A 15,723-nucleotide genomic window follows, 5' to 3' on the forward strand; every position below is an offset into this window, starting at 1 on the left:
ATGGAGCCGCCCTGCCCTGGGGGCAGCTCTCAGGCGGCCTGGTGGGTGAAAAGGCGCGCAGGTTGCGTGCCGAGCCGCAGAAGCCGTTGCGGCAGAAGGCCGACGACCTCCGTCGCGAAGGCTTTCGCATTCTCCACGGCCTTGTCGATATTGCTGACCTTGTCCTTGTCGAGACAGAGAAGCGTGCCGCCGTAATCGAAAATATCGCGATAGGCCGCTCTCTCGACAATCGGTGTATTGAGAACCGAGACGTTCTTTTCCGCGAGCAGCATCTTGACGAGCAGTAGGGAGCGTGTCGCCACCATGGCATTGACCCGCGTCAGCACGATGGAATGGGCTATCGCCTTGCCCATCTTGCGGTTCAGGAATTCGATATGATCGAGAACCTCGGCGGCGCCGCGCGCATCCATGGCTGAGCCCTGTACCGGGATCAGTACATGATCGGAAATACCGAGCGCCATCGTCAGAAGCGGCGTTTTCGCTCCCGGAAGGTCGATGATGAAACAGTCGGTGTTGGCCTTGTTTTCGCGAATATGGCCCTCGAGCGAGGCCATCGTCACATGCGAAATCACCGAAAGATTTTCGATCTCGCCTGATAATTCGTGCCAGCGGGAAATCCACAATTGCGGATCGGCATCCAGCACCGTCACACGGTGGCCGCTGCGGGCCAGTTCGGTTGCCAGAAGCAGTACGGCGGTGGTTTTTCCCGCGCCGCCCTTGGTGTTGGCAAAAGTAATGACAGGCATGATATCCCCGATTGATCAGAGCCGTTTCATGCTCATTCACGCACCGAAGCAATTCATGGTGCTTTCCGTAATCTTAACGAACAGGGTTAATAAAAGGCTAAGAACGGTTATGCCGCGTAACGAAAAGCCCGCGATGGAGTATTGCGGGCTGTCGATAAATAGCGGCGTCCTCTTCGAGCTTACCTCGCACGGCGTGAAGGCGCGGCATGTTTCTTCTCCCCGCCGGGGAGAAGCCTCTCGACCTCTCACAAGCCTGACGAATAAAGGTTATCTCTAAAAGCAGTCCTCGAACAGCTTCCTGGTATTCTCAAGCGTCATCGGCACCGGATTGCCACCGCAGCTCGGATCCTTGATCGCTTCCGCCGCCAGCTCATCGATGCGATCAGGCTTGATGCCCATGGCGGTCAGGTTATCAGGCACGCCGAGCTCCTTGCGAAGCTCCAGCACATAGTCATAAAAGCCGTCAAAGCCGCCGGAAATGCCGAGATAGGCGGCCGCACGCGCAATCTTGTCTTCGATGGCCGGGCGGTTGAAGCGCAGTACTGCCGGCATCACGACGGCATTGGTCATGCCGTGATGGGTGTTGTAGACCGCGCCGATCGGATGCGAGAGCGAGTGAATGGCGCCGAGGCCCTTCTGGAAGGCAACCGCGCCCATCGCCGCCGCCGCCATCATATTGGTGCGTGCCTCGATATCCGTGCCATCCTTATAGGCGCGCGGGAGGAATTCCTTGACAAGACGCAGACCCTCAAGCGCCACGCCGGCGCTCATCGGATGGAAGAACGGCGACGAATAGGCCTCCAGGCAATGGGCGAAGGCATCCATGCCCGTTCCCGCCGTGATGACCTTCGGCATGCCGACCGTCAGCTCCGGATCGCAGATGACGACGCCGGGCAAGAGCTTCGGATGGAAGATGATCTTCTTCACATGGGTCTGCGAATTGGTGATGACGCTGGCGCGGCCAACTTCCGAACCGGTGCCGGCAGTCGTCGGAACGGCGACGATTGGGGCGATCTTCGAGGCGTCCGCCCGCGTCCACCAGTCACCGATATCCTCGAAATCCCAGACCGGGCGCGTCTGCCCGGCCATGAAGGCGATGGTCTTGCCGAGATCGAGACCTGAACCGCCGCCAAAGGCGACAACGCCGTCATGGCCGCCATCGCGATAGGCTTTGACGCCCGCTTCCATGTTTATCTCGTTGGGGTTCGGATCGACATCGGCGAAGATCGCCCGGCCGAGGCCAGCCTCTTCCAACACGTCGAGCGCGTGGGCGGTGATCGCCATATTTGCTAGGCCGCGATCCGTGACGAGCAGCGGTTTCCTGATGCCAAGCGTCTTGCAGGCTTCCGCCAGTTCCTTGATCCGGCCACGTCCAAGCTTGACGGCGGTGGGATAGCTCCAGTTGGCGACGATATTCATTTCGTGACTTTCTTCAGATGGTAGGATTTCGGTCGGGTCAGGTTCTGGAAACCAAGCACGGAAAGCGAGCCGCCACGGCCGGTTTCCTTCACGCCGGTCCAGCAAAGGGCGGGGTCGAGATAATCGGCGCGGTTCATGAACACGGTGCCGGTTTCGATTTCGCGGCCGATGCGCCCGGCGCGTGCCGCATCCTGCGTCCAGAGCGAAGCGGTCAGCCCATATTTGCTGTCATTCATCAGTGTGATGGCTTCATCGTCATTCTTGACTTTCATGATGCCAAGAGCTGGGCCGAAAGTTTCTTCGGTCATGAATTCCATGGAATGATCGACATTAACGAGGATTTGCGGCGCGACATACGCGCTCTCGCCGTCATCGGCAGGGAACAGCTTCGGATCGACCAGAGCCTTGGCACCCTTTGCGACGGCGTCTGCGATCTGCGCGCGCACCACCTTGGCGAAACGTTTGTTGGCCATCGGCCCGAGCGTCGTTTCCTGTTCCAGCGGATTGCCGAGCTTGTAGTTGGACACCCAGGCGACGGACTTCTCGACGAATTCGTCATAGAGGTTTTCGTTGACGTAGATGCGCTCGATGCCGCAGCAGCATTGCCCGGAATTATAGGTCGCGCCGTCCATCAGCGTATCGACGGCGGCGTCGAGATCGGCATCCTCCATCACATAGCCGGGGTCCTTGCCGCCGAGTTCAAGCCCGAGGCCGGTGAAAGTGCCGGCGGCGGCGCGCTCGATGGCACGACCGCCTTCCACCGAACCGGTGAAGTTGACGAAATTGAACAGACCTTCGGAAATCAGCGCCGAAGTCGTGCCGTGGTCGAGGAAGACGTTGATGAAGACATCTTCCGGCACGCCGGCCTCTACGAAGGCCCGCACCATCCGCTCGCCCACCAGCAGCGTCTGCGCCGCATGTTTGATGACAACCGTATTTCCGGCCATCAGGGCGGGGGCAACGGTGTTGATCGCCGTCATGTAAGGATAGTTCCACGGCGCGATGACGAAGACCACGCCATGCGCCTCACGCTCGATGCGGCGTTCGAAATTGCCGCTCTCCTCGATGACGAGCGGTGCCAGTGCATCTGCCGCGATGGAAGCGACATAGTTGGAGCGCTCGTTGAAACCCTTGAACTCGCCGCCATAACGAACCGGACGGCCCATCATATGCGCCAGTTCCGGCACGACTTCCGCCACCATTTCATTGAGGCGCGCAACACCCTTCAGAACCAGCTGAACGCGGTCCTCAAGCGGACGTCGCGCCCAATCCTTTTGCGCCTTGCGCGCCTTCGAAACGGCGGCGCGCGCCGCTTCCAGCGACATCGCCTCCCGCTCGGCATAAACCGAGCCGTCGATGGGCGAGATATTCTGGATCATGGTCATGATGTTTTCCCGTAATGATTAGGCTCGTTCGAAACCGCGCGCCACTTCCCAGTCGGTCACGCGGCGGTCGTATTCTTCCTGTTCCCACCGTCCGGCATGGACATAATGGTCGATCACGTCGTCGCCGAAGGCCTTTCGCAGCATTTTCGATCCGTCCAGAAACGCGGTGGCGTCACGCAGGGTCTTGGGTATCTCGCGCACGTCCTTGCCGCCATAGGCATCGCCGACAAAAGCGGGCTCAAGTTCGAGTTTATTTTCGATGCCGTCAATGCCTGCCGCAAGCAAAGCCGCCATGGCGAGATAGGGATTGAGATCGGAGCCGCCGACGCGGCATTCGATGCGGATGCCCTTGGTGCCTTCGCCGCAGAGGCGATATCCCGCCGTGCGGTTGTCGAGGCTCCAGATCGCCTTGGTGGGCGCAAACGTGCCGGCCATGAACCGCTTGTAGGAATTGATATAGGGGGCGAGGAAATAGGTGATCTCGCTGGCATGAGCGAGAAGCCCGGCAACATAATGCCGCATCAGCTCCGACATGCCGTGCTTGGCGTCCTTGTCGAGGAAAGCAGGCGTCTTGCCGTCGACGCTCCACAGCGACTGATGAATATGCGAGGAACTGCCGGCGGCATTGTAGTTCCACTTCGCAAGGAAGGTCACAGCCTTGCCCTTCGACCAGGCGATCTCCTTGGTGGCGTTCTTGATGATGGCGTGCCGGTCGGCCATGGTCAGCGCATCGGCGTAACGAACGTTGATTTCCGCCTGGCCGGCGGATGCCTCACCCTTGGAATTTTCGACCGGAATACCCGCACCCTGCAGGCCCTTGCGCAGCGCCCGCATGACGTCCTCTTCCTTGGTCGTCTGGAAGATATGATAGTCTTCATTATAACCGCTGGCGAGGTTCAGCCCCTTGTAGCCGTTGGCACGCGCCGCATCGAAGGTCTGGTCGAACAGGAAGAATTCCAGCTCGGTCGCCATATAGGCTTTCAGCCCCATGGCCTCCAGCCGCGCCACCTGCTTTTTGAGAAGCGCGCGCGGCGAATGCGGCACTTCCTCATGGGTGTGATGGTCAAGCACGTCGCACAGCACCAGCGCCGTGCCTTCCAGCCAGGGCACACGCCTCAGCGTCGAAAGATCGGGCTTCAGCACATAATCGCCGTATCCCTTTTCCCAGCTTGAGGATTTGTAACCGGGAACGGTTTCCATCTCCATGTCGGTGGCAAGCACATAGTTGCAGCTATGGGTTTCCTCAAAGGCGCTTTCGACGAAGAACTCCGCCTGGAACCGCTTGCCCATCAGACGCCCCTGCATGTCGACAAGGCAGGCCAGAACCGTGTCGATGCGCCCCTCGGCGACATCCATTTTAAGCGCGTCGAATGTGTAGCTCGTCATTTTTGTCCGTTCCCTTTTATTGTGGCGATCGGGCGGCCGGGATGCGGCCGCCCGTTTGTTTGTGCATCAGGCCTTTGCAGCCGCTGCGGTAACCGCAGCCTGCTTGTGCTCCATCGCGAATTCCTCTTCCGGCGACAGGATGAGGCGATGGCGTCCGACAAAGGCAAAATAGGCGATCGCCACGGCAAACCAGACGGCGACCCAGAGCACGCCCTTGGTGAAGTTTGGATCCTGGATCTGGTAAAGCAGCGTGACGATGGCGATGATAACAGTCAGCACCGCGCCCGGAATGCCGAAGGGCGAGCGGAACGGCCGCTCGATATGCGGCAGGTTTTTCCGCAGCAGAATGAAGGAAATCGCCTGCATGATGTAGGAGAACATCGCGCCGAACACTGCCATGTTCAAAAGCACGCTGCCGATGATGCTGCCACCCTGTTCCGCACCCAGCGAGAACCAGATGACAAGCATGACAGCGAGGCCGACAATTGCGCCGGAGATATTGGCAACATACGGTGTGCGGTATTTGGAGTGTGTGATCGACAGAACGGTCGGGAAATAACCCGCACGCGACAGCGAATAGATCTGCCGGCCCTGCGCATAAAGGATCGTATGGAAGCTGGCGATCAGGCCGGTCAAGGCAACGAGACCCAGTACCACCACGCCGCCATCGCCGTAGATCGCCTTGAAACCATCAAGCAGCGGCTCGAGCGAGGAGCTGAGATGGAAAGCGCCAACGCCCGGCAGGGATGGGTTGAGCAGCACGATCATGAAGGCCGAGACCATCAGCGTCACCATGCCGAGAATGATGCCCTTGGGCATGTCTCGTTTGGGATCGACCGATTCTTCAGCCGCCAGCGGCAGCTGCTCGATGGCGAGGAACAGCCAGACCGCGAAAGGCAGCGTGGCGAGAACGCCCGAGAAACCGAAGGGGAAGAAGGAACCGCCACCTTCCGGCAGCTCCACCGCCTTGCCATCAGGTCCGACACCGATATTGAGCGCGAAACGCGAAAAATCGATATTGGGAATGGCGCTGATCCAGAAGAACACCAGAACGGCGAGCGAAATCAGCGTGATAACAAGGGTGACCTTGAAGGAAAGCTCAAGTCCGAAAACATTAAGCGCGAGGAAGATCAGATAGAACGCTATCCACACGAAGGGTGAATAGGCCGGATCAAGGCCGAGAATGGAGTTCACATAGGCCGTGATGAAGGTGACGACGACCGCCGGCGTCAGCACATATTCGACATTCTCGCAAAGTCCGGTGATGAACCCGCCCCATGGACCCATTGCCGTGCGGGCGAAGGAATAGGCCGCACCCGTATGCGGCAAGGCCGGGCTCATTTCCGCGATCGAAAATGTCAGCCCGAGATACATGATGGCGATGATGATGCCCGCCACCAGCATGCCGCCCCAGCCGCCGGTGGAAAAGCCGAAATTCCATCCGGAAAAATGCCCTGATATGACCGCGCCGACGCCGAGTGACCACAGCGACCACACGCCCGCATAACGGGATAGTCCGCGTTTTTCGAAATAGGATGCATCAGCCTTCTTGTAGCTGACGCCTGATGATGAACTGTCCATGCCCTTCTCTCCTGATAAGAAAAAAACAAGCCAGTCAGCCGTTATTGGCCGATTGTGCCCCAGTTTCCGGCTTCACGCGGGTGCTTCCCTCGCTCTGCCGCACGCACTTGCTGTTCCCTTGCCGCTTCGCGCCTTTCCGGCTTTATTGAATGGCGGCAGTCTCGTCTCAATGGCCGGCCCCGGTGCTTTCACCATCGGCCAGCCCTTGCTCCCTCACCCGTCAATCGATGAGAGCGCCTTCTCCATGAGCTCATGGAGAAAACCGGCAATGGCCGCCTGATCTCCTTCATTGGCGATGAGATCGTTGCGGATTTCGATCATGACGTTCAAAAGCCCGTCCGGCAGCGCATGCAGCCGTAGCGTATGCGTCACACCGTCTTCCGGGCCATAAGGATCATTGCGATTGACCCTGAGCGAAGATCCTTCGGCGCCCGCCAGCATCGCATCCGCCAGGCGGCTGTCGCTATCGTGCAGGATGCCGATCTCAACCTCGCGGAACCGGCCGTGATAAACGGGCGTGAAACTGTGAATGGTTACCACAACCGCCTTGCGGCCATCCGCCTGCCGCTTAGCGATGATCTCGCTCACCCGATCATGAAACGGCACATAAAGCGCTGACGTGCGGGCGAACCGCTCCGCTTCGCTGAGCTCGAAATTGCCGGGAATATCGTAAATCTCGCTTTTCACCGGCATGGCGGAAGGCGATTCGGGCGGCCGGTTGCAATCATAAACGAGACGCGAAAACCGCTGGTAGACGAGCGTGGCGTCAAATTTTTCAGAAAGCAGCCGGGCAACGGCGAGAGCGCCCGGATCCCAGGCCGCATGGCTCGAAAGCACCTCCGGCGAAAGACCCAACGTGCCGTATTTCTGCGGGATGGTGGCGGAGGCATGCTCGCAGACGAGAAGGACATCGCCTTTCGCCGCCGCATTCTCAACGCCGACGGCCTGCCCTTCCGCTTCTGTGAAAAACCGTGAACGCACCGTCATGCACGAACCCCACCCGGAAACCCCGTGTTCCGCCAATGACGAAAAGAATTCTTCACATTATTGCGAGTGTCAAATGGAATTTTGAAATTTTCTCTTCATTTTCCCCATTGACTCGATAGCTGGCACAGATGTTTATTTTAGCCATGCACCGGCAGAAGACCGGAAAGGGGAAAAATTTGCGCAGCACGACGGCGACCGTGTCGGATGTCATCCATGCCCATTACGGCGCGCTGACCCGTTCGGAAAAACGGCTGGCGGAAAGCCTGCTCGGCAACTACCCCGTCTCCGGCCTCGGCAGCATCACCACGATCGCGGAAAATGCCGGCGTTTCGACGCCAACGGTGGCGCGCATGGTGCAGAAACTCGGTTATAAGGGCTATCCGGAATTTCAGGCGCATCTGCATCAGGAACTGGAAGCAACGATCTCCGGACCCGTCGCCAAACACGACCGCTGGGCCACCAATGCGCCCGGCCTGCACATTCTCAACCGCTTCGCCGACGCCATTACCGGCAATCTGCGCGATACGCTGAGTGACCTCGACACCGCTGTCTTCGACAATGCCGCCGCGCTGCTTTCCGACCGCAAGCGCAGCATCTATTTCGTGGGTGGGCGCATCACCGGCGCGATTGCAGAATATTTCTTCACCCATATGCAGGTGATCCGCCCGAAGACGACGCTGATGTCGTCCAATTCCAGCGCCTGGCCGCAATATATGCTGAACATGAGCGCCGGCGACGTGCTCGTCATATTCGACATCCGCCGTTACGAGCACGACATGACGACGCTCGCCGAGGTGGCCAAGGCCAACGGCGTGCAGATCATCCTCTTCACCGATCAATGGACATCGCCGGTGGCGCGCCATGCGCTGCACATTTTCCGCGTCAGGATCGAGGCTCCCTCGGCATGGGATTCCTCCGTGGTGACCCTGTTCGTGGTCGAAGCCCTGATCGAGGCGGTGCAGAGCGGCACCTGGGATGAAACCAAGGAACGCATGAACGCGCTGGAAGGCCTGTTTGAACAGACACGGCTGTTCCGCAGGCCGGAAAGAACATGAATTTGCATAGCCGGCATACGACTTGACGCGGATGCCGCACGCTGATTGGATACCTGTCATCACCACCAGCACGATAAAACAGGGGAAAACACCAAGCTGGGGAACGCATCTGGTCTAACGGACGACAACGGGCAACTCCCGCAATTACAGGCATACAATCCTGATAATGGCGGAAAACGAGTGTAAAGTGGCGGAATCCGGATAAATAATTTGTAATCTGGCCGTCACATTAGCTTCATCGAGAATCCGTATCAGCGTCCGCAATATGAGAACACGAAGAGGAGAAAAAAGTGATCTCTCACTGCCGCCGACTGCTTGCTACGACCACCGCGCTGGTCATCGCCTCCACCGCGATTGCCGCCGCTGAACCGAGCGCCGAACTGATCGCCGCCGCCAAGAAGGAAGGCATGTTGACCACCGTCGCGCTGCCGCACGACTGGTGTGGTTACGGCGACGTGATTGCCGCTTTCAAGGCAAAATACCCGGAAATCACCGTCAACGAGCTGAACCCCGACGCCGGCTCCGCCGATGAAGTCGAAGCCATCAAGGCGAACAAGGACAACAAGGGCCCGCAGGCTCCTGACGTCGTTGACGTCGGTCTCGCCTTCGGCCCGCAGATGAAGGCCGAAGGCCTTCTGCAGCCTTACAAGGTCTCCACCTGGGACGAAATTCCTGACAATGTGAAGGATCCGGAAGGCTACTGGTACGGCGACTATTACGGCGTCATGTCGATGTTCGTGAACAAGGACCTCGTCAAGAACACGCCGAAGGACTGGGCAGACCTGCAGAAGCCGGAATATTCCGGTCAGGTAGCGCTTGCCGGCGATCCGCGCGCCTCCAACCAGGCGATCCTCGGCGTTCTCGCCGCCGGTCTTTCCACCGGTGCGAAGTCTGGCAAGGAAGCCGGTGAAGCCGGCCTGAAGTATTTCGCCGACCTCAACAAGGCGGGCAATTTCCTTCCGGTCATCGGCAAGGCCGGCACGCTGGCCCAGGGTGCGACCCCTATCATCATCGCCTGGGACTATAACGCCCTTTCCTGGAAGAAGACGCTGAACGACAACCCGCCGACGGAAGTTGTCGTTCCTGAGAAGGGCGTTCTCGCCGGCGTGTACGTTCAGGGCATTTCCGCCTACGCACCGCATCCGAACGCTGCAAAGCTCTGGATGGAGCATCTCTACTCCGACGACGGTCAGCTTGGCTGGCTGAAGGGCTATTGCCACCCGATCCGCTTCAACGCCATGGTCAAGGCCGGCAAGGTTCCGCAGGAACTGATCGACAGCCTGCCGCCGGCAGCAGCCTATGAAAAGGCGATCTTCCCGACGCTCGAGGAAGTGGACGCCAACAAGGCTGCCGTCACAGGCGGCTGGGACAAAGTCGTCGGCGCGAACGTGAAGTAAACTGTTGAAAAAGCACCCCGGCCGATCAAAGCCGGGGTGCTTCTTTTATAATGAATACCTTAATAGACAGACCGTTTTGAAAGCGGCGTTTGGGGACAAGGCATGTCATCGACCAACACCGGCGGACCATCCGATGCGGGCAGGAAACTGCCTCTTCACTGGATAGGGATCGTACCTTTTGCCGTTTTTGTTCTGCTGTTTCTGATCCTGCCGACGATGAAGATCGTCATCGGCGCGTTTCAGCAGACGGATGGCAGCTTCACGCTGGAAAACATTGCCGGGCTTTTCACCTCATCGATCCTTGCCGCTTACTGGATTTCGATCAAGATCAGCCTTGCCTCGGCAGCGCTCGGCTGCCTGATCGGCTTTGCCGTGGCCGCAGCCGTGGTGCTGGGTGGCCTGCCGCAGCGCATTCGTGGCCCGCTTCTCACCTTTTCCGGCGTCGCTTCGCAATTTGCCGGCGTGCCGCTCGCCTTTGCCTTCATCGCCACGCTCGGTCCGGTCGGCCTGCTTACCGTTTTTCTGAAGACGCAGGTCGGCGTTGATCTCAGGCTTTTGGGCTTCAACATCCTGTCTTTCTGGGGCCTCACCGTCACCTATCTGTTCTTCCAGATACCGCTGATGATCCTCATCATCACGCCGGCACTTGATGGCCTGAAGCGCGAATGGCGCGAAGCGGCGGAAATTCTCGGTGCAACCGGCCTGCAATATTGGCGCATGGTTGCCTTCCCCATCCTTTTGCCGTCGTTGCTTGGCACCATGTCGCTGCTGTTTGCCAACGCCTTCGGCGCGGTGGCAACCGCGATCGCGCTCACCGGTTCCTCGCTCAATATCGTTCCGATCCTGCTTTTCGCGCAGATCCGTGGCGACGTTCTCGGCAATCCGCATCTCGGTTATGCGCTTGCCTTCGGCATGATCGTCGTCACAGGCATCGCCAATGCACTTTATATCTGGCTGCGCGCCCGCAGCGAAAGGTGGCTGAAATGAAGCGTTTCTTCGCCTGGGGCGCGCTGATTTTCGGCCTGCTCTATTTCGCCCTGCCGCTGATCGGCATGACCAACTTCTCGCTGAAAATGCGGCGCGGCGAATATTCCTTCGACGCCTATGCCAAGGTGCTTACCGATCCGCGTTTTCAGGAAACCTTCAGCTATTCCGTCGTGATGGCGCTGTTCACCATCGTCTTCGGCGTTCTGCTTGTTGTGCCCACCGCCTATTGGGTGCGGCTGAAACTGCCGGGCCTGCGGCCCTATATCGAATTCATTACTCTTCTGCCGCTGGTTATCCCGGCCATCGTCATCGTGTTCGGTTACATCCGTCTCTACAACACCTCGAGCTGGCTGCCGCTGACCGGCACGACCTTCGGCACAAACCTTCTTCTGATGTTCGGATATGCCACGCTTGCCCTGCCCTATATGTACCGCGCCGTCGACACCGGCCTCAGAACCATCGACGTCTCGACGCTGACGGAAGCAGCCCAAAGCCTTGGCGCGGGCTGGACGACGATCCTGTCGCGCATCATCCTGCCCAATGTTCTGGTCGCCGTGCTCTCGGGCGCGTTCTTGACCTTCGCCATCGTCATCGGTGAATTCACCATGGCGGCCCTTTTGAACCGCCCGGCCTTCGGCCCCTATATGCAGCTGCTCGGCGCCAACCGCGCCTATGAACCGGCGGCCCTTGCCGTGATTTCCTTCGGCATCACCTGGGGTTGCCTGGGTCTGATCCAACTCGTTTCACGCTACCAGAAGGGCGCGCCTCCCAAGGCCTGAGGACAAGATTTTCATGAGCTTTTTGACACTTAGCAATATCAAGAAATCCTTCGGCTCCGTGCAAGTCGTGCATGATTTCAACATGGCCATCGAAAAGGGCGAATTCGTCTCCTTTCTCGGACCATCGGGCTGCGGCAAGACCACCGTGCTGCGCATGATCGCCGGTTTTGAAATTCCGACCGGCGGATCGATCGTCATCAACGGGAAGGACCAGACGGCGCTCCGCCCCAATCAGCGCAATATCGGCATGGTGTTCCAGGCCTACGCGCTTTTCCCCAACATGAACGTCTATGAAAACGTCGCCTTCGGGCTCAAAGTCGCCGGCAAGCCGAAAGCCGAGATCGATGCGCGCGTGAAGGAAATGCTCCAGCTTATCCATCTGGAACATCTGGCGGACCGCTACCCCTATCAGATGTCGGGCGGCCAGCAGCAGCGCGTGGCGCTTGCCCGCGCTCTGGCCCCGAAGCCGGAAGTCCTTCTGCTCGACGAACCGCTTTCGGCGCTCGACGCCAAGATCCGCGTCTCGCTGCGGGAGGAAATCCGCCAGATCCAGCAGAAACTCGGCATCACCACCATTTTCGTGACCCACGATCAGGAAGAGGCCCTGTCGATTTCCGACCGGATCGTTGTCATGAATGGCGGCCGCGCCGACCAGATCGGCTCGCCCTTCGATATTTACAACAAGCCCGCGACCCGCTTCGTCGCCTCCTTCGTCGGTACGCTCAACCTCATCGACGCGACCATCGTGGATTCCTCCTCCAACACCATCCGTGTCGGAGAGCAGCAGATCACCCTCCACAAGCCGGTCGATGCGGCGAACGGCGAAAAAATTACTCTTGCCCTGCGACCGGAAGCGGGCTCGCTCGGCAGTGATGCGAAAGGCGATGTCGCCATTTCCGGCACGGTCACCTCCAGCCAGTTCCTCGGCTCCGTCATCCGCACCCGCCTCGATCTTGGCGGCTCGACCCTGTCTTTCGACATGTTCAACGATCCCGGCACAGCGCCCCCCGCCGTCGGTGAGCCGGTGACGCTGAAATTCGCGGCCGGCGACCTGATGGTCATCAAGGACTGAACCACCTTTCCGGATGCAAAACCGCTCCGCCCCCTTGCTGGAAATGGTAGAGCAGGTATCACTTCGAACCTGCATACCAACGATGTGAGGCCATGATGCGCGCGCTTTATTACGAACGATTCGGCGAAACCCCGGTAGTCGCATCCCTGCCCGATCCGGAACCGACCGATGGCGGCGTCGTCATCGCGGTGAAAGCGACGGGCCTGTGCCGGAGCGACTGGCACGGCTGGATGGGGCATGACCCGGATATTCGCCTGCCGCACGTTCCCGGCCACGAATTTGCCGGCGTCATCGCCGCGGTCGGCAGACACGTCACCCGCTTCAAGACCGGCGACCGCGTTACCGTTCCTTTCGTCTCCGGCTGCGGCCATTGCCATGAATGCCGTTCCGGCAACCAGCAGGTCTGCGAAGCGCAGTTCCAGCCCGGCTTCACCCATTGGGGTTCCTTCGCCGAATATGTCGCGATCGATTATGCCGACCAGAACCTCGTGCACCTGCCTCAATCGATGAGCTACGCCACCGCCGCCGGCCTCGGCTGCCGTTTCGCCACCTCCTTCCGTGCCGTGACCGATCAGGGACGCCTGAAGGGCGGCGAATGGCTGGCGGTTCATGGCTGCGGCGGCGTCGGCCTCTCCGCCATCATGATCGGCGCTGGTCTTGGCGCGCAGGTCGTCGCCATCGACATCGCCGAAGACAAGCTTGAGATGGCCCGGCAGCTCGGCGCGACCGCGACAATCAACAGCCGCACGGTTGCCGATGTTGCCGAAGCCGTGCGCGAGGTGACAGGCGGCGGTGCGCATGTCTCGGTCGATGCCCTTGGCCACCCGCAGACCTGCTGCAACTCCATCAGCAACCTGCGCCGGCGTGGACGTCATGTACAGGTGGGCCTCATGCTCGCTGACCATGCCATGCCCGCCATTCCCATGGCCCGGGTGATCGCCCATGAGCTGGAAATCTACGGCAGCCACGGCATGCAGGCGTGGCGTTACGAGGACATGCTGGCCATGATCGAAAGTGGCAAGCTCGCGCCGGAAAAACTGATCGGCCGCCACATCACGCTTTCAGAGGCCGCAACCGCCCTGCCCGCCATGGATAGCTTCAGGGAAAGCGGCATCAGCATCATAGACCGGTTCGAATAGTCCGGGTCCTGCGGCAGTTCGCGGTCGGAGCCGGGTCAGTCTCAGGCGTTCCTGCGCCCGAAAGCCCGGACAGGAGCGCTGGCCCGGGAAGGCGCCTGCCCTGAAGAAGGTGCAGGCACACGTGCGCCGGGATTCGCCTCGCTGTCGCTCCATTGGCGGTTCAACAGTTGTTTCTTGCGAATTTCCAGCGGGTCGGACACGGCGTCCGCCGAGCCACTGTCAGTGACGGCTGGTGTCGTCAGTGACCGCGCAAACCACCGTATGATCTGTAGCCCCTTGTGGATGAACACAAAAAAGCCGACCACGAGCACGGCGATGAAAATCACGAAGCCCCAGCGGCTGTTCTGCTCGTCACGGGCTGCCCGTTCCATGCGGTGTTTGGTCGTTGGATCAAAACCAAGCGTCGCCTTCAGGCTCGCAATATCCGCATGGCTGAGCTTGGTATAACGGTCGCCGTTATACAGAACATAGCCGCTCGTGCTACCGTTCAGATAACCGAGATCGAGGGCATTCCCGTCCCGAAGGAAAGCTGGAGTGTTCGGCAGATCATAGACGAGATCGATCGTCTCACCGCCGCCAAATCCGGGTATGGCAAATAATCGAACCTTCCGCGCCTCTGCCCCACTCGCGAATATCGCGGAAAAAAGGGTCACGGCGGAAAATAGTGCAATGTAATTCATCCATTCCCCACAACAGCAATGAGAATGCATGACGATTGACATCACTGTATTAATACGGAGTATATATCTGGTTTAGTCTTTTAATTACACAATAGTTATTATGTCCAATCGTATATACGAAATCATACTATATTACAAGTTATGAATTATTATTTTATAATACACTAAGAAATATAGCCCTGCAAAGCCGAATTGAGACCGAACAGTCCGGCGCCATTGGCGCAGGCCGCAGACCACGTTAAACTGCAGTCCTACTGACACACCTCGGGTCTCCAAGACGCGCCGAGGCTCACCACCTCCGCACAGGATGGATATTGGCAAGGACTGCGACATGCTGTTTCTCGACAGCGTAACCATGAAGGAAAGCACGGGCGGGAGGGATGATTACCCTTTCTCGGTTCCGGCGCTGCGCCATCTGGAACGCCTCGAATTCAAGACGCCAATCACCTTTTTTGCCGGCAATAACGGCTCCGGCAAATCGACGCTGCTGGAGGGGCTGGCGGCGGGGATGACGGCTTATGCCATCGGCAATCACGGCCAGGTGGCCGGCGACCTCTATCTCCAGCATGCCGAGACCGTGGCGAAGTCTTTCTATTTCGCCCGTAAGAAATATCCGAAGATTCGCATGTTCCTGCGCGCGGAAGATGTCCTCGGTTATGTCCGTCGCCAGAATGAGGAGGCGCTGGACGATTTTCGCTGGGAGCGGGAGAAGGCTCTGAAAAAAGGCGAAGACTTTCCCGAGGAAACTCCGGAGACGTTTCGCGGGATCATCAGGAACAATGCCATAGACCGGCGGTCGCATGGCGAGGGTTTTCTCGACATTCTGCACCGGCGGGTCCATGGCGCCGGCCTCTATTTTCTCGACGAATCGGAAAGCCCGCTTTCGCCGCAAAAACAGCTCGAACTGGCGGCCCTCATCCGTGACGCCGCCGATAGTGGCGGCCAGTTGATCATCGCCACCCATTCACCGGTGCTCTTGGCCATTCCCGAGGCGACGATTTATTGTTTCGATGAGGATGGCGTCACCGAGCGCCTCTATGACGAGCTGGAGAACATCAGCTTCCTGCGACGCTTCCTCGACCGTCCCTCGAAATACCTGAGCGATTGAAC

General features: G+C 59.1%; 14 protein-coding genes. 7 read left to right on the top strand and 7 right to left on the bottom strand.

All coding sequences use genetic code 11. The features are described 5' to 3' along the window. Window positions 1–29 precede the first annotated feature (29 nt). The 6 genes from QRN60_RS10540 to QRN60_RS10565 form a co-directional block, all read right to left on the bottom strand. Entirely contained in the window at window positions 30–746 is a 717-nt protein-coding gene (locus QRN60_RS10540) for an AAA family ATPase (protein WP_113076563.1), read from the bottom strand. 273 nt (window positions 747–1,019) lie between these two features. Then, window positions 1,020–2,165 carry an iron-containing alcohol dehydrogenase gene (locus QRN60_RS10545; RefSeq protein WP_004430666.1) on the bottom strand — a complete coding sequence of 382 codons (1,146 nt, stop codon included), beginning with the start codon at window positions 2,163–2,165 and terminating at the stop codon, window positions 1,020–1,022. After that, complete coding sequence (locus tag QRN60_RS10550) at window positions 2,162–3,550, bottom strand: aldehyde dehydrogenase family protein (protein ID WP_087744605.1); 1,389 nt, start codon at window positions 3,548–3,550, stop codon at window positions 2,162–2,164. Before QRN60_RS10550 ends, QRN60_RS10545 begins: the two co-directional genes overlap by 4 nt. Before the next feature lie 18 nt (window positions 3,551–3,568). After that, window positions 3,569–4,936 carry a glutamine synthetase family protein gene (locus QRN60_RS10555; RefSeq protein ID WP_004430664.1) on the bottom strand — a complete coding sequence of 456 codons (1,368 nt, stop codon included), beginning with the start codon at window positions 4,934–4,936 and terminating at the stop codon, window positions 3,569–3,571. Window positions 4,937–5,002: 66 nt separating this feature from the next. Next, window positions 5,003–6,517, bottom strand: coding sequence for an amino acid permease (locus QRN60_RS10560; RefSeq protein ID WP_004430663.1), 1,515 nt, complete (start codon window positions 6,515–6,517; stop codon window positions 5,003–5,005). A 213-nt stretch (window positions 6,518–6,730) separates the two neighbouring features. Next, on the bottom strand, window positions 6,731–7,504 hold the full coding sequence (locus QRN60_RS10565) for an N-formylglutamate amidohydrolase (protein ID WP_020813584.1): 774 nt from the start codon (window positions 7,502–7,504) through the stop codon (window positions 6,731–6,733). 176 nt (window positions 7,505–7,680) lie between these two features. On the opposite strand from QRN60_RS10565, the gene QRN60_RS10570 reads away from it, so the two are divergent. From QRN60_RS10570 to QRN60_RS10595, 6 genes are all read left to right on the top strand, one after another. Next, complete coding sequence (locus QRN60_RS10570) at window positions 7,681–8,559, top strand: MurR/RpiR family transcriptional regulator (protein ID WP_026363416.1); 879 nt, start codon at window positions 7,681–7,683, stop codon at window positions 8,557–8,559. A 290-nt stretch (window positions 8,560–8,849) separates the two neighbouring features. Next, a complete protein-coding gene (locus QRN60_RS10575) occupies window positions 8,850–9,956 on the top strand; it encodes an ABC transporter substrate-binding protein (protein ID WP_004430660.1) in 1,107 nt (368 codons plus the stop codon). 102 nt (window positions 9,957–10,058) lie between these two features. Beyond that, on the top strand, window positions 10,059–10,943 hold the full coding sequence (locus tag QRN60_RS10580; protein ID WP_004430658.1) for an ABC transporter permease: 885 nt from the start codon (window positions 10,059–10,061) through the stop codon (window positions 10,941–10,943). Next, window positions 10,940–11,722 (top strand): ABC transporter permease, encoded by a 783-nt coding sequence (locus tag QRN60_RS10585; RefSeq protein WP_004430656.1) that lies wholly within the window; start codon window positions 10,940–10,942, stop codon window positions 11,720–11,722. The genes QRN60_RS10580 and QRN60_RS10585 overlap by 4 nt, the downstream gene beginning before the upstream one ends. Window positions 11,723–11,735: 13 nt before the next feature. Then, window positions 11,736–12,794: an ABC transporter ATP-binding protein gene (locus QRN60_RS10590; protein ID WP_060725118.1), complete on the top strand. Its 1,059-nt coding sequence runs from the start codon at window positions 11,736–11,738 to the stop codon at window positions 12,792–12,794. Window positions 12,795–12,889: 95 nt separating this feature from the next. After that, the gene (locus QRN60_RS10595) at window positions 12,890–13,933 is read left to right on the top strand and encodes a zinc-dependent alcohol dehydrogenase family protein (RefSeq protein ID WP_004430649.1); all 1,044 of its coding nucleotides are present in this window, start codon (window positions 12,890–12,892) and stop codon (window positions 13,931–13,933) included. A 41-nt stretch (window positions 13,934–13,974) separates the two neighbouring features. On the opposite strand, the gene QRN60_RS10600 is transcribed toward QRN60_RS10595, so the two are convergent. Next, on the bottom strand, window positions 13,975–14,655 hold the full coding sequence (locus QRN60_RS10600; protein ID WP_233282900.1) for a hypothetical protein: 681 nt from the start codon (window positions 14,653–14,655) through the stop codon (window positions 13,975–13,977). Between the two features lie 289 nt (window positions 14,656–14,944). On the opposite strand from QRN60_RS10600, the gene QRN60_RS10605 reads away from it, so the two are divergent. Continuing rightward, window positions 14,945–15,721 (top strand): AAA family ATPase, encoded by a 777-nt coding sequence (locus QRN60_RS10605; protein WP_129564908.1) that lies wholly within the window; start codon window positions 14,945–14,947, stop codon window positions 15,719–15,721. Window positions 15,722–15,723 lie beyond the last annotated feature (2 nt).

Origin of the sequence: Agrobacterium sp. CFBP2214 (assembly GCF_030209895.1) — a bacterium.
In the GTDB taxonomy this organism is placed as follows: domain Bacteria; phylum Pseudomonadota; class Alphaproteobacteria; order Rhizobiales; family Rhizobiaceae; genus Agrobacterium; species Agrobacterium radiobacter.